Annotated in this window: 18 protein-coding genes and 1 pseudogene; 8 read left to right on the plus strand and 11 right to left on the minus strand. The window is 51.2% G+C overall.

The window, feature by feature from the left end:
* The first annotated feature begins 153 nt into the window (after positions 1-153).
* Positions 154-1,311, plus strand: coding sequence for a porin OmpC (gene ompC / locus ACOXYR_RS11110; RefSeq protein ID WP_421355170.1), 1,158 nt, complete (start codon positions 154-156; stop codon positions 1,309-1,311).
* A gap of 121 nt (positions 1,312-1,432) precedes the next feature.
* Positions 1,433-1,582, plus strand: coding sequence for a hypothetical protein (locus ACOXYR_RS11115; protein ID WP_189623226.1), 150 nt, complete (start codon positions 1,433-1,435; stop codon positions 1,580-1,582).
* A gap of 72 nt (positions 1,583-1,654) precedes the next feature.
* Here ACOXYR_RS11115 and ACOXYR_RS11120 read toward each other — a convergent pair whose 3' ends face one another.
* From ACOXYR_RS11120 to ACOXYR_RS11140, 5 genes are all read right to left on the minus strand, one after another.
* Positions 1,655-1,939 (minus strand): heavy-metal-associated domain-containing protein, encoded by a 285-nt coding sequence (locus tag ACOXYR_RS11120; RefSeq protein WP_108474121.1) that lies wholly within the window; start codon positions 1,937-1,939, stop codon positions 1,655-1,657.
* Positions 1,936-2,292, minus strand: a complete 357-nt coding sequence (locus ACOXYR_RS11125; RefSeq protein ID WP_229837647.1) for a hypothetical protein — start codon at positions 2,290-2,292, stop codon at positions 1,936-1,938. The genes ACOXYR_RS11120 and ACOXYR_RS11125 overlap by 4 nt, the downstream gene beginning before the upstream one ends.
* Positions 2,270-3,415 (minus strand): transglutaminase-like domain-containing protein, encoded by a 1,146-nt coding sequence (locus tag ACOXYR_RS11130; RefSeq protein WP_108474119.1) that lies wholly within the window; start codon positions 3,413-3,415, stop codon positions 2,270-2,272. The genes ACOXYR_RS11125 and ACOXYR_RS11130 overlap by 23 nt, the downstream gene beginning before the upstream one ends.
* Before the next feature lie 182 nt (positions 3,416-3,597).
* A complete protein-coding gene (locus ACOXYR_RS11135; protein ID WP_015964590.1) occupies positions 3,598-3,876 on the minus strand; it encodes a YdgH/BhsA/McbA family protein in 279 nt (92 codons plus the stop codon).
* Positions 3,877-4,128: 252 nt separating this feature from the next.
* Positions 4,129-4,458, minus strand: a complete 330-nt coding sequence (locus ACOXYR_RS11140) for a hypothetical protein (protein ID WP_108474397.1) — start codon at positions 4,456-4,458, stop codon at positions 4,129-4,131.
* Positions 4,459-4,771: 313 nt separating this feature from the next.
* Between ACOXYR_RS11140 and ACOXYR_RS11145 the strand changes: the two genes are divergently transcribed.
* From ACOXYR_RS11145 to ttcA, 3 genes and pseudogenes are all read left to right on the plus strand, one after another.
* Complete coding sequence (locus ACOXYR_RS11145; RefSeq protein ID WP_108474118.1) at positions 4,772-5,188, plus strand: DUF1398 family protein; 417 nt, start codon at positions 4,772-4,774, stop codon at positions 5,186-5,188.
* 51 nt (positions 5,189-5,239) lie between these two features.
* Positions 5,240-5,443: pseudogene (locus tag ACOXYR_RS11150) on the plus strand (tyrosine-type recombinase/integrase); the annotation flags it as partial.
* A gap of 48 nt (positions 5,444-5,491) precedes the next feature.
* The gene (gene ttcA, locus ACOXYR_RS11155; RefSeq protein ID WP_421355171.1) at positions 5,492-6,427 is read left to right on the plus strand and encodes a tRNA 2-thiocytidine(32) synthetase TtcA; all 936 of its coding nucleotides are present in this window, start codon (positions 5,492-5,494) and stop codon (positions 6,425-6,427) included.
* A gap of 41 nt (positions 6,428-6,468) precedes the next feature.
* Here ttcA and dbpA read toward each other — a convergent pair whose 3' ends face one another.
* The 3 genes from dbpA to zntB all read right to left on the minus strand — a co-directional run bounded on the left by dbpA (position 6,469) and on the right by zntB (position 9,324).
* Positions 6,469-7,842, minus strand: coding sequence for an ATP-dependent RNA helicase DbpA (gene dbpA, locus ACOXYR_RS11160; RefSeq protein ID WP_421355172.1), 1,374 nt, complete (start codon positions 7,840-7,842; stop codon positions 6,469-6,471).
* Between the two features lie 28 nt (positions 7,843-7,870).
* Entirely contained in the window at positions 7,871-8,062 is a 192-nt protein-coding gene (ynaL, locus tag ACOXYR_RS11165) for a proline-rich small protein YnaL (protein WP_071843514.1), read from the minus strand.
* A gap of 278 nt (positions 8,063-8,340) precedes the next feature.
* Entirely contained in the window at positions 8,341-9,324 is a 984-nt protein-coding gene (gene zntB / locus ACOXYR_RS11170) for a zinc transporter ZntB (RefSeq protein ID WP_108474115.1), read from the minus strand.
* A 433-nt stretch (positions 9,325-9,757) separates the two neighbouring features.
* Between zntB and ACOXYR_RS11175 the strand changes: the two genes are divergently transcribed.
* Positions 9,758-11,893, plus strand: a complete 2,136-nt coding sequence (locus tag ACOXYR_RS11175; RefSeq protein ID WP_421355250.1) for a putative bifunctional diguanylate cyclase/phosphodiesterase — start codon at positions 9,758-9,760, stop codon at positions 11,891-11,893.
* A 44-nt stretch (positions 11,894-11,937) separates the two neighbouring features.
* Here the strand turns inward: ACOXYR_RS11175 and ACOXYR_RS11180 are convergent, their stop codons facing one another.
* The gene (locus ACOXYR_RS11180; protein ID WP_113856792.1) at positions 11,938-13,554 is read right to left on the minus strand and encodes a peptide ABC transporter substrate-binding protein; all 1,617 of its coding nucleotides are present in this window, start codon (positions 13,552-13,554) and stop codon (positions 11,938-11,940) included.
* Positions 13,555-13,730: 176 nt separating this feature from the next.
* Between ACOXYR_RS11180 and mpaA the strand changes: the two genes are divergently transcribed.
* Positions 13,731-14,450, plus strand: coding sequence for a murein tripeptide amidase MpaA (gene mpaA, locus ACOXYR_RS11185; protein ID WP_108474112.1), 720 nt, complete (start codon positions 13,731-13,733; stop codon positions 14,448-14,450).
* On the opposite strand, the gene ycjG is transcribed toward mpaA, so the two are convergent.
* A complete protein-coding gene (gene ycjG, locus ACOXYR_RS11190) occupies positions 14,441-15,406 on the minus strand; it encodes an L-Ala-D/L-Glu epimerase (protein WP_108474111.1) in 966 nt (321 codons plus the stop codon). The two genes, mpaA and ycjG, sit on opposite strands and share 10 nt — an antisense overlap.
* Before the next feature lie 99 nt (positions 15,407-15,505).
* Between ycjG and tpx the strand changes: the two genes are divergently transcribed.
* A complete protein-coding gene (tpx, locus tag ACOXYR_RS11195; RefSeq protein ID WP_015964609.1) occupies positions 15,506-16,012 on the plus strand; it encodes a thiol peroxidase in 507 nt (168 codons plus the stop codon).
* Positions 16,013-16,066: 54 nt separating this feature from the next.
* Here tpx and tyrR read toward each other — a convergent pair whose 3' ends face one another.
* Positions 16,067-17,608 carry a transcriptional regulator TyrR gene (tyrR, locus tag ACOXYR_RS11200; RefSeq protein WP_108475588.1) on the minus strand — a complete coding sequence of 514 codons (1,542 nt, stop codon included), beginning with the start codon at positions 17,606-17,608 and terminating at the stop codon, positions 16,067-16,069.
* Between the last annotated feature and the right edge of the window lie 119 nt (positions 17,609-17,727).

A 17,727-nucleotide genomic window follows, 5' to 3' on the forward strand; every position in this document is an offset into this window, starting at 1 on the left:
TGGTAATTATCACTGTTTCCTGGGAATTATATTCTTGAGATTTTACTTATTCCGTAACAATTGTTTTTTACCATCTCTTCTTTGACTCAATTAGCATGCGTAAGTTCCCTGATGGGAATCGAGTGTATAAAAACAATCTAAAGGAATAATTAAATGAAAAGAAAAGTACTGGCCCTTGTCATCCCTGCACTTCTTTGCGCAGGCGCCGCTCACGCAGCAGAAATTTATAACAAAGATGGCAATAAATTAGATCTTTATGGCAAAGTGGATGGTCTGCATTATTTCTCTGATGACTCCAACAGCGATGGTGATATGAGCTATGTGCGTCTGGGTTTCAAAGGCGAAACACAGATTAACGATATGCTGACCGGCTATGGTCAATGGGAATATAACGTTCAGGCGAACAATACTGAGTCCAGCAGCGATCAGTCCTGGACGCGTCTGGCCTTCGCGGGCCTGAAGTTTGGTGAATACGGTTCCTTCGATTATGGCCGTAACTACGGTGTCCTGTACGACATTGAAGGCTGGACAGATATGCTGCCGGAATTTGGCGGCGACTCCTATTCGAAAGCGGATAACTTTATGACCAACCGCGCCAATGGCGTGGCCACTTACCGCAACAGCGACTTCTTTGGTCTGGTTGATGGCCTGAACTTTGCGCTGCAGTATCAGGGCAATAACGAAGGCAATAACTGTAATGAAAACGGATGTAGCCAGGAAGGAACAGGCAACAGAAATGGCCGCAACATCCGTAACGAGAACGGCGACGGCTGGGGTCTGGCATCTACCTACAATATGGGCATGGGCTTTAGCGTTGGTGCCGCCTACGCCTCTTCTGACCGTACCAATGACCAGGTTAACGCAGGCAACCCGGCAAATAGCGCCTATGCTGGCGGCGATAAAGCCGACGCGTGGACGGTGGGTATGAAATATGACGCCAACAATATCTATCTGGCGACCATGTATTCTGAAACCCGTAACATGACCCCATACGGCAGCGATAAAAGCGGCGGTATTGCAGACAAAACGCAGAACTTCGAAGTGACCGCGCAGTACCAGTTCGACTTCGGTCTGCGCCCGGCCGTTTCCTTCCTGATGTCTAAAGGGAAAGACCTGCAAACCACCAACGGCGTGGGTGATAAAGATCTGGTCAAATACGCCGATGTGGGTATGACCTACTTCTTCAACAAAAACATGTCTACCTACGTTGATTATAAAATCAACCTGCTGGATGAAGACGACGCGTTCTACACCAGCAACGGTATCTCTACCGACGACGTGGTCGGTGTCGGCCTGGTGTATCAGTTCTGATAATATTTACCCGCTGGAAACGGCGGGTATTTTCTAAACCCGGAACATTTCATTTCAACCCGTCAGTTTTTCTTCACCTTTTTGCCGGTTATATTTTTTATAACACGACAGGAGGGACAAGATGAAAACCGTCGAATCATACCTACAGATTATGAAAAAGCGATGGCTACAGGAACCAAAAATTAAACATTATTTTTTGGTATTCTATTTAACGCCAGAGCAACGCTATGAACGCCTAAAAGAGATCATGGCACCGGTAAGTCAAAAATAGAATATATTCAGTAAACAAATGAAATCAGCGTTATCGTGGCGAGCCCGTTATGATCCGGCTCGCCAGCCAGTTTTATTGCACTTCAGCGACGTTATTTATTTCGCCTTTAAAACCGGTTTTCGCTATCGCCGCGAGCAGTCGCTGATTATCGAAGTTATCAGGCACCGTCACCAGCGCCTGACGCGTTTTCAACGAGGCTTTCGCTTTAATCACACCGTCGGTGCTACGTAATGCCTGATTAATGGAAATCACGCACAGCGAACAATTCATTTCACCCACATCGATGGTTACCAGCTTATCTCCCGCCCAGCTTACGGGCGCGGCCAGTAACAGCGCGATGCACAGTAACTTTTTCATTCCATCATCTCCCAAATCCAGGGCAGCACATACGGATACGTGAGCAAAGCCAGTACCAACGGCACCGACAACCAGTACAGCCACACCAGCACCCGACGGCTGACTACGCTTACGCAGATAGGCTTCGGGGACAGATATAAACGCCAGAAACCACGCGCCATCAGGCCGAGCGACAGCAGCAGCATAGGGATCTGAAGCCAGGTTGCGCCGGGAATGCCTATCAACCCGGCAGCCGAAATGCCAAAAACCAGATACAACAGCGGCCCGATGCAGCACAGCGTTGACGCTCCGGCGGCGATAACCGCCGCCAGAAGCGTAACCAGCCCGCCCTTAATGCTGTTCGACGCTGACATAGTCATAGCTGAAAAGCGCAGGGTCGTAGAAGTTCAGCGGGTCGCCGTCCACTTCCGCATACGGGTAGCCAAGGTTGTTGATGTCACCTTGTTCAGACGCCGGGAATAGCGCGAAATCGCGGGCGTGGTTAAAGCCAACCCAATTCATCTCCCAGTTGCCGAACAGATAATCGTTAACCGCTTTTACCGCCGGGTCACCATTCTCTTTTTTCTCGGTAAGACGCATTTTGGTCACATCAGCCGGATCTGCGGGTACCCAACCGAAGCCTGCCAGCCAGAACATGGCGCGGCAGTGCTGCCCCCCGCTTACTTTCGCTACGCCCTGAGCATCAGCGCTACCGAAGGCTTTTTTCGAATAGTTATCGAGCTTCACGCTCGACCCCAGACGAATACCAAACATCTCACGCGCCGGAATACCGACCGAGCGGCACAGCGCGACAAACACGGAGTTAATATCCGTACATTTCCCGCCCAGTTTATTGGTTTTCAGAATTTCACCGACATCGCCGGTACCGCAGCCGATCACCGCATCGTCACGATGCATATGGGTGCTGACCCAATCGTGGATCAGGCGAGCCTGTTTTATCGGTGCTTTTTCCTCACCGATAATTTTCAACGCAGTCTCTTTCACCAGACCATCCACCGGAATATGGGCCGTCGCCTGCAGGAATGGCTTAATTTCATCCGGAATAACCGCATCGCTTTCAGGCAACTGCCAGTCTGCCAGTTTATTCTCTTTAAGCACTTCCCAGTCGCGGGTTTCAATGGTCATTTCGACCTTAATATCCAGCGCGCCTTTAGAATCAGCCCAGGTCACAAACAACATTTTCGCGCCGTAGCGGTTGTTGGCATTGAGTGTTGCTTTCTGATAATTACCACTGAAGGAGAGATCGAGTAACTGCTGGAAGGCGGTATCTTCTGGCACCGGGATCCACAAATTAACCACCCCTTCAGATCCTTTCGGCGCTTTAAGGCTATAGGTTTGCGTCATCACAAAACGACGGGCTTTGCCAGAGGAGATAACGGCAGGTTGAGCAACCTGTTTGCTTTCGGAGAAGACCGGGCTGACAAGACCCAGCGTGGAGAGTGCGGCTGCGCTTTTTAGAAAATTACGCCGTTCCATTACAATTCCTTCAGTCGCGAGTAAAAGCTCGAACTTAACCCCGCACCTGCGGAGGTCGGCGTTATTATGCGGCGACACGGCCCACTCGACAACATCCAGTTACATGCATATTGCGTTAACCGCCTTAAAATACAAAAAAGACCCGCCGAAGCGAGCCTTATCAATAACGAGTGCTTTAGTTTTTACTTAAAGACTTCAGCAACGGCTTCAAAGTTAGGGCCATGCTCACGTGCCGCGATGATCACGTAATATTTTCCGCCTTTTTTATCCGCCAGTTCGGACAGCTTTTTGTGCAGATCGGACGGAGAAGAAACCTGTCCATTGGTTGCCCCTACTGAAACGTTACCAATGTATTCCAGCTTAAAGTGATGGGCTTCATCCTTGGAGATCAGATCTGCTGCAGAAGTACTAAATGCCACCATAGATAACGCAGCCATTGTCCCTAACAATACTTTTTTCATCGCATACTCTCCTGTTAACGTTTTGTCTTAGCCTGTAACAGTATAAGCCAAATTTCAGATAATCAATGCGATATCGAAACATTTTATAAACATTGTATAAATTAATCGTTAATTTACCCGTGCTCGGAACGAATGCATTAACCTCGTTCATCGCAAAAGCAACAGCTAACTGGGCGACCTATTACGAAAGACAGGATCAGGAGGTTTGAACCTGCGCATCGGCTTAGCGCAGGTTGGGCAGGATAATCGCTACTAGTAGTTAATGAGCGAGTGACATTTTACCGTTTCAAGTGACTGCAACTGTTGCAGACGGCGCGCAACTTTCTCCTGGGCATCACTTTTCGCTATACCGTTACCAATTCCCAGATCGCCAATCGCACCAAGGATCGTTCGCTCATCAAAATCACCCGTGATCTCAATCTCGCGCTGCAGGCTACGGGTTTTGGCTATCTCCAGCTTAACATCATCGCAGGTCATCAGACTCGACTCTTCAGACGTGACGGAGGGAACCTGAGGATATTGTTTAGTGGCACAGCCAGAGAGAGCTAATGCCCCTAATACACAAAGAAAAATTTTCTTCATTTTATGAATTCCATCTCGATAAAAAACGAACATTACCATGGCTTCCGGCTAAGTCGTTTAAATAAATCGGATTTTTGTATGATTTTAGGAATTTATAAAGTTACTGCTCCAGGAAAACAGGTTCATGACTATAAACCTTTCCCATAGTGCTTCCGCACAGTAATAAAAGGTAACAATTGAAATACTGTTCCACATTACTTTCAACCTATACACTAAATGAATATTATTTTCTATTTTTTGCGCTTTTTAAGCTTTTTGTATTACTTTTCTATATATAATCATTAGCAATGCATGGCATAACCCGAGGATTTTAATGGAATTACACGATGAGATTAGCGGTTTTTTCGCACAGGTCAGGGATAACCTCGATTTCGTTGCTCTCACAGCAGCACTGCAACGCAACAACATTTCTCATTATATTTACTTTGTTGCAACAGGAAATATTAAACTTATTACGCATGCGGATTCTTATATCTCATTAAGATGTCATAGACGCTTAGTGAAAGTGAATTCAAGATCTTGCCCGGAATTAACGCGCCTTGCTGCCAATCGCATATTCTCGGGCAAATCGAATTATGAACAATTCTATAATGAACTCGCGCAAGCCGGCGTCTTTAAATGGGTTGTTGATTTGAATAATCAAACACGATTTTATTGGTCTAAAGACAATACGTTATTGCATTCAGAAAATATTTTTACGCCGATTAAAGAAATCGAGATGGCTATCTAACGTATACCCGAGAAAGCCTCGCAGGGGCGCGAGGTTTCCCCCACTCCTGCAAAACATGCTGGCATTCGTCGCCGTAATCCGTACCATACACGCCACACGTTCGCCTGCTGGCTGCTGTCGGCAGGCGCTAACCCGTCATTCATAGCGAGCCAGATGGGGCATGAAGACGCTAAAATGGTGTATGAGACGTATGGCGCGTGGATTAAAGAGCTGAACGGCGACCAGGTGAAGATGTTAAACGCGATGCTTGCGTAAAATGTTTTGCCCCTTATATGCCCCTTTTGATTTCTGAGAAAGTAAATAATGCAACAAAATCAAGAAGTTAACAAGAAAGAGCAATACAACCTCAACAAATTGCAAAAGCGCCTGCGTCGCAACGTCGGTGAAGCCATTGCTGACTTCAACATGATTGAAGATGGCGACCGCATTATGGTTTGCCTCTCCGGCGGCAAAGACAGCTATACCATGCTGGAAATTCTGCGCAATCTGCAGCAAAGCGCGCCGATTCGTTTTAGCCTTGTGGCGGTAAACCTGGATCAGAAACAGCCGGGATTCCCGGAGCATATTCTGCCGGAGTATCTGGAGAAACTGGGCGTCGAGTACAAAATTGTTGAAGAAAATACTTACGGCATCGTAAAAGAGAAGATCCCGGAAGGGAAAACCACTTGCTCGCTTTGCTCACGCCTGCGTCGTGGGATCCTTTACCGTACGGCAACTGAACTGGGTGCGACCAAAATCGCCCTCGGCCATCATCGTGACGATATTTTGCAGACGCTGTTCCTGAACATGTTCTATGGCGGGAAAATGAAAGGGATGCCGCCGAAACTGATGAGCGACGATGGCAAACATATTGTCATCCGTCCGCTGGCTTACTGCCGTGAGAAAGACATTGAGCGTTTCTCTGAAGCCAAAGCCTTCCCGATCATTCCTTGCAACCTGTGCGGCTCGCAGCCAAACCTGCAACGTCAGGTTATCGGCGATATGCTGCGCGACTGGGATAAGCGCTATCCGGGCCGCATTGAGACCATGTTCAGCGCCATGCAAAACGTGGTGCCATCACACCTGTGCGATACTGAACTGTTCGATTTCAAAGGAATCACACACGGTTCTGAAGTAGTGAATGGCGGCGATCTGGCGTTTGATCGCGAAGAGATGCCGTTACAACCAGCGGGTTGGCAGCCAGAAGAAGACGATGCTCAGCTTGATGAACTGCGTCTGAATGTGGTTGAAGTGAAATAAACGTGCGTCAGGCCGACATACTGGTCGGCCTGACTAAAGCTTTACTTCAGCAGTCTGACGCGACACGCCTTCCCTTTAATCTTCCCTTTCTGCAGCTGCTTCCATGCCTGGTGAGCGACGTTCTCACGCACGGCAACGTAGACATGCGCCGGATGTACATCAATCTTACCGATATCTGCACCCACTAAGCCCATATCGCCCGTCAACGCGCCCAGCACGTCTCCTGCGCGCATTTTGGCTTTTTTACCGCCGTCGATGCAGAGAGTTACCATTGCCGAGGTCAGCGGCGCGATGCGGCTTTGAGACGGTTCTGGCATCCAGTTCAGCTTCAGTTGCAGCATTTCGGCCAGAATATTCGCGCGCTGTGCTTCTTCAGGCGCGCAGAAGCTGATCGCGAGGCCGCTGTTCCCTGCACGCGCCGTACGACCAATACGGTGTACATGCACTTCAGGATCCCAGGCCAGCTCGTAGTTCACTACCAGCTCAAGCGATTTAATATCCAGACCACGTGCGGCGACATCGGTTGCCACCAGTACGCGCGCGCTGCCGTTAGCAAAACGCACCAGCGTTTGATCGCGGTCGCGCTGCTCGAGATCACCGTGCAACGCCAGTGTGCTCTGCCCTGCGGCGTTGAGTTCTTCAAATACCGCCTGACAATCTTTTTTCGTGTTGCAGAACACCACGCATGACGCAGGCTGATGTTGGGTAAGCAATTTTTGCAGCAGGGCAATTTTGCCATGGCGCGGAACATCGAAAAACTGCTGTTCAATGGCCGGCAGCGCATCCACGCTGTCGATTTCAATGGTCACCGGATCACGCTGAACACGGCCACTGATAGCGGCGATGGCTTCCGGCCAGGTGGCGGAAAACAACAGCGTCTGGCGGCTGGCTGGCGCGAAACGGATCACTTCATCAATCGCATCGCTAAAGCCCATGTCCAGCATACGGTCAGCTTCATCCATTACCAGCGTTTGCAGGCTCTCCAGCGAGACCGTCGCCTTTTGCAGGTGATCCAGCAGGCGGCCCGGGGTCGCAACAATAATGTGCGGCGCATGCTGAAGAGAGTCACGCTGTGCACCAAACGGCTGACCACCACACAGCGTCAGCACTTTGATGTTCGGCAGATAACGAGCCAAACGACGAATTTCACCCGCGACCTGATCGGCTAATTCACGCGTTGGGCACAGCACCAGCGACTGCGTCTGAAAACGCGTGGCATCAATACGTTGTAACAGCCCCAAACCGAACGCTGCCGTCTTGCCACTCCCGGTTTTCGCCTGTACGCGGACATCTTTCCCGGCAAGCACCGCGGGTAGCGCAGCTTCCTGAACAGGCGTCATGGAGAGGTAGCCCAGATCGTTCAAGTTCTCGATCTGGGCGGCGGGCAGTGCATTCAATGTTGAAAAAGCGGTCACAATATTTTCTCGCGGTAAAAGGCTATCGTCAGCAGGCGCGTATCCTCGCAGATCTGCGCGTCTGATGCGACAATTTAATCGGTTCTTCGTCCGGTGGCGGGTCCGGCATGGGCTGCGGACGCGGGATGGGATCTCGCCCCGGAGGCGGCTCTACCGGAATGGGATCGGTCGGAATCGAATGAATGTTAAGGTAAGCGTCGAGTCGTAATACCTGGTACATCATCTTCCCCTTATAAATTCAGGTTGGTTCTTTAAGGGTAGATGGCGCAGGCATTCAGGCAAAAAAAAAGCCGACTATTGAAGTCGGCGTCGTACGAATCAATTGTGCTATGCAGTAATTCAAAAAAAGGAAGTAAGACAATATGGAGCGCAACGCCCATCGCTTGACGTTGCATTCACCTGCGAGAGAGATATTGCCCTGAATGGGGGTATCGTTTATTGACCTCGCTCAATTTAATTGCCGTTTTTGTGTTCAATTACTGTTAAAAAGGTTAATTTTTACAGCCATTTACTGCGATGTAACCACCAGGTAACACCACCGATGAGTACCAGCAGCATCACACAAAAGGAGTAGAAGCCTAAATGCCATTCACCGCCGGGTATTCCTCCCAGGTTGACACCGAACAAACCGGTTAAAAACGTGGTGGGTAAAAACACCATCGCCATCAGCGACATGGTATAGGTTCGACGAGAGAGAGATTCCTGCATCACCTGAGCGATTTCATCGGTCATCACTGCGGTTCGCGCGATACAGGCGTCAATTTCGTCCAGCCCACGTCCCAGGCGATCGGCAATATCCTGCATGCGACGGCGATGGTCGTCAGTCATCCATGGCAGACGTTCGCTGGCAAGCCGCGCGTAAACATCGCGCTGAGGCGCCATGTAGCGACGCATCACAATGAGTTGTTTACGCAGCAGTGCCAGAAAGCCGCGCGGGGGAATTTGTTGCTCCAGCAGGTTATCTTCCAGATCGATAATTTTATCATGCAGTTGCTCGATAAATTCGCTGGCGTGATCGGTCAACGCATCGCAGACATCCACCAGCCAACCGCCGCAGTCTGCCGGCCCGCTGCCTTCTTCAAGATCGCTAATCACATCATCCAGCGCCAGCACCTTGCGTTGACGCGTCGAAACAATCAGCCGCTCATCCATATACAGGCGCATCGCCACCAGTTGATCGGGGCGTTCATCGGTGCTGCCATTAATGCAGCGCAGCGTAATCAACGTACCTTCCCCCATCCGGCTCACGCGCGGGCGCAAGCTTTCACCGGAGAGCGCATCGCGCACGGTATTCGGCAGCAGGGGCGTCGACGCCAGCCATTGCGCGCTATCCGGGTTGGTGTAATTCAGATGGAGCCAGCATGGGTTGTCTTTGGTGATCACATCGCTCTCTTCGAGCGGTTTTACCCCACCCTTGCCATCCAGTATCCACGCGAACACTGCATCCGGTACGTTAAGATCCGATCCCTTTATGGCTTCCACTTTACCTCCACTGACAGCTTACCCTTTTGCTAGTCTAGCCATCTGCTCCGGTTACGCAATCACTCTCGTTCCCATCACCCTGAAATTGCTCATAAATTCAGCTATTATTATGCAAGGAAGTATTTTGATGAATGAAAACGACGTCAATGCTCAGCATTAACAAACGCGCAAGAATATATTCTTGCATAATTCTATTAAGATCACATTTCCAATAAAATTAAAATCCCTATACCGAATTAAACAACACCATTATCATGGGTATTTTAAAATAGACTATTAGCCTCCTTTTAGTTTAACGCGATTCAGCAATACCTATTTCAGTTAAATACCGTCAATCCGTTAAAAAACCGTGATCTGTCATGTTATTTCTGTAGCTTATTTCAGATTATTCCTGATAGATTAATTCCAAAATCTAAGAAATGTGGATGACATGATGCTGCATGTTTCGTGGGACCCGGTTCTGGTTGGCATTTCATTTTTGGTGGCCTTTATCGCATCTTTCGTTGCCCTTGATAGCGCGGCGAAAATTGCCGCGTCCAATAAAAGAGCGGCAATGTTCTGGCGCGTTTCGGGGGGCGCAACCTTAGGCATCGGCATTTGGTCTATGCATTTTATTGGCATGCTGGCGATGAGAATGCCGATGGAGATGAGCTATCACATGGAATTAACGCTCGTCTCACTGCTGGCTGCCATTCTTGCTGCCACGCTGGCGATTAACATAGCCGTCGCCGGGCCGACGCTATCACCTAAGCGGCTGACAATCGCCACCATATTGCTTAGTAGCGGCGTTGTAACCATGCACTACGTCGGCATGGCGGCGCTGATGGTACATAATGGCATTGTCTGGAATATCCCGCGGATTATTCTGTCAGTCGTGATTGCGCTTCTGGCTTCGGGTGTGGGTTTATGGCTGGCTTTCAGCCTACGTTTGAACAGCAAGCGCGTTCTGCTCTGCCGTATAGCCTCCGCATTAGCGATGGGCATTGCCATCGCCGCGATGCACTACACTGGTATGAGCGCGGCCACCTTTTCAGGCCATGCCCATATGATGCTCAACCACGTTCATCAGATTGGCGAGGAAGGGCTTTCGGTTTGGGTTTCTGCCCTTACGCTACTGTTATTGGGTACTATGCTGGTGATTTCGATGGTCGATTCGCAAATGCGTACCAGCCGCCTGACCGAAAACCTGCAACGGCTCAATAAACAACTCGAACAACAGGCACGCTATGACGGGCTGACCGGGTTAGCGAACCGTAGCCAGATTGATATGCGGCTACTTGCCTGCCTGCAACAGGCGCGGCTTACCGGCGCTGAGTTTGGTTTAGTTCTGATGGATCTCGACCGTTTCAAGTTAATCAACGATGCCTGGGGACATCACGTCGGCGACAATCTGCTGGTTTCCGTTGCCAATCGGCTAAGCGCCTGCCTCCCACCCAAAATGACTCTCGCCCGCATCGGTGGCGATGAGTTTATTTTGCTCGCCCCTCATAGCACGGAGGCCGAGCTGGCGGAGCTGTGTAACCGTATGGTCGAGTCTATTCGTCGGCCCTTTTATCACTCCGGCCAAATTCTGCAAATCTCTCTGAGCGCGGGTATCAGTATGTATCCCGCAGATGGCGACTCTCCACAGGAACTTAAACTGTGTGCTGACACAGCGATGTACCATGTTAAACGCAATGGCCGTAACGGTTGGGCGGTATATGGCGATGCCATGCTGGATACTTCCTGGCAAGGCGCGCATCTTTTGCAGGATCTCACCCAGGCGCTGGAACGTAACCAATTTGAACTGTGGTATCAGCCAAAATATCACGTTCAGGAAAATCGCATTTACGGTTTTGAAGCGTTACTGCGCTGGCGTCATCCTAAAAAAGGCATTTTACTGCCAGATGTGTTTTTACCTACCTTGCAAAATACCGGTTTAATTCTTCCTGTCGGTAACTGGGCTATCGACCAGGCCTGCAAGCAATTGCGCCAGTGGAGTAAAGAGGGTCATGATGACTGGACACTCTCGATAAATATTTCGGCTAATCAGTTCGAGCAGCAGAATATCTACGAATTACTGTGTAATACGCTTTCGCGATATCATCTTTCACCGCTTCGATTAACGATTGAATTAACCGAAACGACAGCCATGCGCGGCCTCGATCGCAGTTTACAAATATTCCATGACTTCAATCGTATTGGCCTGACCGTCTCCATCGATAACTTTGGTACCGGTTATTCCAATATGTTATTGTTGCAGAATCTGCCCGCGCGTGAGCTGAAAATTGACCGCAGCTTTATGAAGGATATGCGTGATGACAGCAAAAATGTGAAAATTGTCTCATCAATTATTCATATCGCGCATTCGATGAATATGAATGTGGTCGCGGAAGGGGTTGAAACGGAAGATCAACAGCGTTTGTTGACACAACTGGGGTGCGATGCCCTGCAGGGCTCGTTCTTCTCCGAGCCATTACCGCCACAGGATATTGACGCCGCATTAAGTCGAATGCCGTTTAATATCACCACCACGAGCAGCGTCGCGCCGCCTATTCCTATTCGACGGAACATGGTAAAGCATGCGTAAAAAAGCCCTGACGTGCAATAACGCGTCAGGGCTTTCTAAGCAACTCAGTGCTTCACAATATACATCGTCCGCGTATACGCCACGTCTTCCGGGTTCTCTATAGGATACCCCTTCAGCCACGGTTTAATTAAGCGACCATTGGTATACTGGTAAATCGGCGCAATAGGCGCTTTCTCAGCGAGAATTTTCTCTGCCTCGTTGTAATCAGCATTGCGTGCTTTTTCGGTGTTCTCAAGCGTTGCCTGATTGACGACTTTGTCATATGCCGGATTGCTAAAGCGCGAAATATTCCCGGTGTTGCTTGAGGTGAGAAGCGACAGGAAGGTTGACGGTTCGTTATAGTCGCCCACCCAGGATGCGCGGATCACATCGAAATTTCCGGTATTACGACTGTCGATATACGTTTTCCACTCCTGGTTTTGCAGCTTCACATCTACACCGAGGTTTTTCTTCCACATAGAGGCCACAGCAATCGCAATCTTCTGGTGGTTTTCCGAGGTGTTATACAGCAGCGTCAATTTCAACGGCCGATTCGGGCCATAACCCGCCGCCTGCAACAAGGTTTTCGCCTGAGCATTCAGTTCTTCCTGACTGCTCTGCTCCATTTGCGTTGGCTCAGCTTTAAACCCTGCGGTGACATCGGGTGTAAAGTGCCATGCTGGTTTTTCACCGGTACCCAGCACTTTCTCCGCGATAATGCGGCGATCAATCGTCATGCTCAGCGCTAAACGAACGCGCGCATCCGCTGTAGGCCCTTTCTGGGTATTGAAGGCGTAATAATAGGTACCGAGTTGAGCCGGGGTATACACCTGCCCCGGAATATCTTTCAGTAGTTTCTTATACAGATTTTTCGGGAAGGACTCGGTAATATCGATATCCCCGGCCAGATAACGTTTCGTCGCCGACGACTCCTGGTTTATCGGTAAGAAAGTCACTTTTTTAATCACGGTCTTAGCGTTATCCCAGTAGTGAACATTCGGTGTTGCCACCAACTTTTCATTCACCACGCGGTCGGCCAGCACGTAAGCACCATTGCCAATCAGCTTGCCAGGGCGCGTCCAGTTTTTATCGCTTTCAACATTGGCTTTTTGCACCGGATAAAGCGAGAAATTGGCCGTCAGGTTCACAAACCACGGCAACGGTTTATCCAGTTGAATACGTAAGGTATGCGGATCAACTGCCGTCACGCCCAGGGTGTCCGGCTTCGCTTTACCATCGATAATGGCCTGCGCGTTATTTATACCGGCGAGTGCCGCAAACCAGGCAAACGGTGAGGTGGTTTTGGGGTCAACCAGACGCTGCCAGCTATAGACAAAGTCTTCCGCGGTAACCGGCGTACCGTCAGACCATTTGGCGTCATTTCGTAACGTAAATGTCCAGATTTTATTGTCATTACTCTGCCAGCGCGTCGCGACGCCAGGCACAATATTCCCTTTATCATCCTGGTTAACCAGCCCTTCGAAGAGGTCACGGATCACCTGGATTTCCGGCAGACCTACCGCTTTTGCCGGGTCCAGAGAGGCGGGCTCATCTTTAATATGACGAACCAGCTCCTGCTTCGCTGCCAGCGCCGTCCCGGCGGGTACTTCTGCCGCCAGGGCAACAGAACTCAGACTACTGAGCCATAACGCACAGCACGACAACGTGAAAGGATACTTCATGACATCCCCTTAATAAGCCAACTTGATGAAAATATTATTTGTTTCAGGCGTCTTAAATGCAAACGGCTTATCACATAAAATTGATATAACGAATGTTTTCTGACACGGAAACCATTTGATTCACGGTGAATTTTGCACAACACTGCTTATATCAGTACTCATAATCAGGATTCTCTATGTCCGCCACTCGTCCTCGCGCCCTGCGGGGCGCTTTTCCGCCCGGTACGCAACACTATGGTCGTTCACTTTTGGGCGCGCCGCTTATCTGGTTTCCCGCCCCGCTCGCCGATCATACCAGTGGGTTAATTATTGCCGGGACGCATGGCGACGAAAACGCCTCGATTGTCACCCTCTCATGTGCGCTGCGAACGCTGTCACCCGAGTTACGGCGGCATCATGTGGTGTTAACGGTGAATCCGGATGGCTGTCAGTTGGGGTTACGCGCCAATGCGAACGGTGTGGATTTAAATCGTAATTTCCCGTCAGCGAACTGGAAAGCAGGTGAAACGGTCTATCGCTGGAACAGTTCGGCGGAAAGCCGCGATGTGGTGTTACTTACCGGCGATGCCCCCGGTTCCGAGCCGGAAAGCGAGGCGCTTTGCCAGTTGATTCACCAAATCCACCCGGCCTGGGTCGTCTCTTTCCACGATCCGCTGGCCTGCATTGAGGATCCGCGTCACAGTGAACTGGGCCGCTGGCTGGCAGACGCGTTTACGCTACCGCTGGTAGGCAGTGTGGGATACGAAACGCCAGGCTCGTTTGGCAGTTGGTGCAATGACATTGGTCTGCACTGCATCACCGCCGAGTTCCCGCCCATCTCATCGGATGAAGCGAGCGAGAAATACCTCGGTGCGATGACTGCATTGCTACGCTGGCGTTCTGCGGCTCAGAGATGAAGCTGCCCGGTGGTAAAATGTAATGCAGGCTCTGCATCTACCGCTAACCAGGTTGGGCCGTCGAGATCCGCGAATGTAACCTGCGGCGTCAGCGGTAACGCTGCAGAAATTGCGCGAGAGGTGCAAAGCATGCAACCCAGCATCAGGGCGAAGCCTTGCGCACGCGCCTCCTGAGCCAGCGCCAGCGCTTCGGTTAAGCCGCCGGTTTTATCCAGCTTAATATTGACCATGTCATATCGCCCATGCAGCGCTGGCAGGCTTTCGCGCGTATGACAGCTTTCGTCAGCACAGATCGGCAGCGGGTGAATGAAGTTTTCGAGCGCGCTGTCATCTGTGGCGGGCAGGGGCTGCTCAAGCATCGCGACATTGAGATCGGCCAGCAACTGACAACGCGCCGCCAAACCTTCACCGTGCCAGGACTCATTCGCATCCACTATCAATGTTGCTTCCGGCGCGGCGGCGCGGATAGCGACCATGCGTTCAGCAATCAGGCGATCGTCGAGTTTCACTTTTAACAAACGAGCGCCCCCTTCAAACAACGCTTTGGCGCTGGCTGCCATCTGCTCCGGCGTGCCAATCACTACGGTTTGCGCCGTGGTTATCGTTTTTGCCAGCGTCTGATGTAACATGGCGGGGATCGTCGCGTTTGCCAGACCCGCTTCAAGCTCCCACAATGCACAATCCACGGCGTTGCGCGCCGCACCCGCGGGAAGCAATTCTGCAAGCGCGTCGCGCGTGAGCCCCCGCTCCAGTTGCTCGCCAATCGACACAATTTGCGCCATGACCGAGGCGATGCTTTCACCGTAGCGTGGATAAGGCGTACATTCGCCAACACCTTTGACGCCGTCCTGCTCCAGCTCAACCACCACGACTTTCGCCTCGCTGCGGCTACCGCGGGCGATAACAAACGGTGTATGTAACGGCCACGCCTCTTCAAAAACTCTTACATTTCTCATCCCCTGCTCCTTGTAATCCTACAAATAGGATTTGCCGTGTTAACACCTGATGACATACACTAGTTTCGACGTTAATTATATGTAAACAGGAAGATTATCATGTCACAAACTGTACATTTCCAGGGCAACCCCGTTTCTGTTCAAGGCGCTATTCCGCAGGCCGGCGATAAAGCTCAGCCTTTCACGCTGACCGCGAAAGACCTCTCTGACGTCGCACTCAGCCAGTATGCGGGCAAACGCAAAGTGCTGAATATTTTCCCGAGCATCGATACCGGCGTTTGCGCCGCATCGGTTCGTAAATTCAACCAGCTGGCTTCCGAGCTGAACAACACCGTCGTGCTGTGCGTGTCTGCTGACCTGCCGTTCGCCCAGTCTCGCTTCTGCGGCGCGGAAGGCCTGAGCAACGTGGTGACTCTGTCTACCCTGCGTGCGCCAGAATTCCTGCAAACCTACGGCGTGGGTATCGCTGATGGCGCGCTGAAAGGCCTGGCGGCGCGCGCGGTTGTCGTTATTGATGAAAACGACAACGTGGTTTACAGCCAACTGGTTGACGAAATCACCAACGAGCCAGACTACGATGCCGCGCTGGCTGCGCTGAAAGCGTAAGTTTGCAAACTCGTTACGCATGAAAAAATAGCCTCCAGATGGAGGCTATTTTGTTTACTCTTCACTCTTCTTATTGCTTAAACCGTATTCACGCAGTTTATTCGCAATCGCCGTATGCGACACACCAAGACGTTTCGCCAGCTTACGCGTACTCGGGAAGCTACGATATAGCTGCGTCAGCACCGAACGTTCAAAGCGGCGGGTGATCTCATCCAGCGAACCTTCCATCGCCTCTTCTCCCACCGCCGTAGTGGTGACGTCATAATCCGGCAGCAGCACATCATTTGGACGCAATTCATAACCTTCCAGCTGCGTTAACGCGCGATAGACGGCGTTTTTCAGTTGGCGAACGTTACCCGGCCAGCCGTAGCGGGTTAACACATTACTGAGATCGGCCGAGAGTTTCGGGCGCGAAATGCCCTGCTCATCGGCAAAGCGCGCCACGAACAGTTCCGTCAGCGGCATCACGTCCTGCGGACGATCGCGCAGCGGCGGCAAATTCAGCGTCAGAACGTTCAGGCGATAATAGAGGTCTTCCCGGAACAACCCTTTCTGAACCAGTTCCACCAGGTTTTTCTGGGTGGCGCAAATCACGCGCACATCAACGTGCACTTCATGATCCTCCCCCACGCGGCGGAATGTACCATCGTTCAGGAAACGCAGCAGTTTGGTTTGCATGCGCGGCGACATCTCGCCAATCTCGTCCAGCAGCACCGAACCGCCGTTCGCCTGCTCAAAGAACCCTTTCTTACCTTCAGGCGCGTGGCCAAAAAGTTCGCTCTCAACCGCATCTTCCGGAATCGAGGCGCAGTTCAGCGCCAGATACGGTTTTGCCGCGCGTGGACTCGCCAGGTGGCAGGCATGCGCCAGCAGATCTTTACCGGTGCCTGTTTCGCCGACAATCAACAGCGGTGCGGTCAGCAGCGCCAGTTTGCGTGCCTGATCGACCACATGGCGCATTTTCGGGCTCACGGCGACGATCTGGCTGAATGCGCTCACATCCTGGGGAGTCTGAGTCTGAAGCTGACGGCCCATCCGAACAGTCGAGCGAAGCATCACAACGGCTCCTGCAAGGATACGCTGTTCGTGCTCGCCGCTCATGTATACCGGGGTGATTTCGAGCAAAAAGTTTTGCCCGTTGATCACCACGTGTTCCGCCTGTGTTTCCACCGGCTCGCTTTCCAGCCAGCGCTGGAAGTTAAAACCGCTGATGAGCTGGCTGGCGTTATGGTTGCGCATTTTGTCGGCGCTCATGCCAAACAACTGACAGCTCGCCGGGTTGGTGCGTTCGATTTTACTGCGGGTGTCGAGCGAGAGTACCGGCTCCGGCATCGCTTCGAGCAGTGCGCTTAATGCCAGATGCTCACGTTCAGAAGGCATCCACGGCACGGTACGCACGTCGGTCACGCCCGCGATGCGGCGGATCTCCGCCATTAAGGTGCTAAAGCTGGTGAACTCCAGCTCGGCAAAATTGAGGTAGATTCGGCCAATAGGGTCAATGTCGATCCCGCGCAAATCAATGCCGCGCAGCACCAACAAATCGAGTAATTCACGTGTCAGACCGAGGCGGTCCTCACAAAAGACTTCAAGACGCATGGGAATTTTCACCCTTATAAGCCAAAGACCCATGAATAATAAGACACTTATCGTTCGGCGGGAAGCAGGCTGTCAACAATTATTGACAGTATGGCGGAAAAAACGCCATTGCGCCGTAA

The sequence above is a fragment of the Pseudocitrobacter faecalis genome (assembly GCF_965231525.1).
GTDB classification, from domain to species: Bacteria; Pseudomonadota; Gammaproteobacteria; order Enterobacterales; family Enterobacteriaceae; genus Pseudocitrobacter; species Pseudocitrobacter faecalis.

Bases quoted from the DNA above. Each gene is read 5' to 3' on its own strand.
- ompC (WP_421355170.1), top strand. From the start codon at position 154: ATGAAAAGAAAAGTACTGGCCCTTGTCATCCCTGCACTTCTTTGCGCA.
- ACOXYR_RS11115 (WP_189623226.1), top strand. From the start codon at position 1,433: ATGAAAACCGTCGAATCATACCTACAGATTATGAAAAAGCGATGGCTA.
- ACOXYR_RS11120 (WP_108474121.1), bottom strand. From the start codon at position 1,939: ATGAAAAAGTTACTGTGCATCGCGCTGTTACTGGCCGCGCCCGTAAGC.
- ACOXYR_RS11125 (WP_229837647.1), bottom strand. From the start codon at position 2,292: ATGTCAGCGTCGAACAGCATTAAGGGCGGGCTGGTTACGCTTCTGGCG.
- ACOXYR_RS11130 (WP_108474119.1), bottom strand. From the start codon at position 3,415: ATGGAACGGCGTAATTTTCTAAAAAGCGCAGCCGCACTCTCCACGCTG.
- ACOXYR_RS11135 (WP_015964590.1), bottom strand. From the start codon at position 3,876: ATGAAAAAAGTATTGTTAGGGACAATGGCTGCGTTATCTATGGTGGCA.
- ACOXYR_RS11140 (WP_108474397.1), bottom strand. From the start codon at position 4,458: ATGAAGAAAATTTTTCTTTGTGTATTAGGGGCATTAGCTCTCTCTGGC.
- ACOXYR_RS11145 (WP_108474118.1), top strand. From the start codon at position 4,772: ATGGAATTACACGATGAGATTAGCGGTTTTTTCGCACAGGTCAGGGAT.
- ttcA (WP_421355171.1), top strand. From the start codon at position 5,492: ATGCAACAAAATCAAGAAGTTAACAAGAAAGAGCAATACAACCTCAAC.
- ynaL (WP_071843514.1), bottom strand. From the start codon at position 8,062: ATGTACCAGGTATTACGACTCGACGCTTACCTTAACATTCATTCGATT.
- ACOXYR_RS11175 (WP_421355250.1), top strand. From the start codon at position 9,758: ATGCTGCATGTTTCGTGGGACCCGGTTCTGGTTGGCATTTCATTTTTG.
- ACOXYR_RS11180 (WP_113856792.1), bottom strand. From the start codon at position 13,554: ATGAAGTATCCTTTCACGTTGTCGTGCTGTGCGTTATGGCTCAGTAGT.
- mpaA (WP_108474112.1), top strand. From the start codon at position 13,731: ATGTCCGCCACTCGTCCTCGCGCCCTGCGGGGCGCTTTTCCGCCCGGT.
- ycjG (WP_108474111.1), bottom strand. From the start codon at position 15,406: ATGAGAAATGTAAGAGTTTTTGAAGAGGCGTGGCCGTTACATACACCG.
- tpx (WP_015964609.1), top strand. From the start codon at position 15,506: ATGTCACAAACTGTACATTTCCAGGGCAACCCCGTTTCTGTTCAAGGC.
- tyrR (WP_108475588.1), bottom strand. From the start codon at position 17,608: ATGCGTCTTGAAGTCTTTTGTGAGGACCGCCTCGGTCTGACACGTGAA.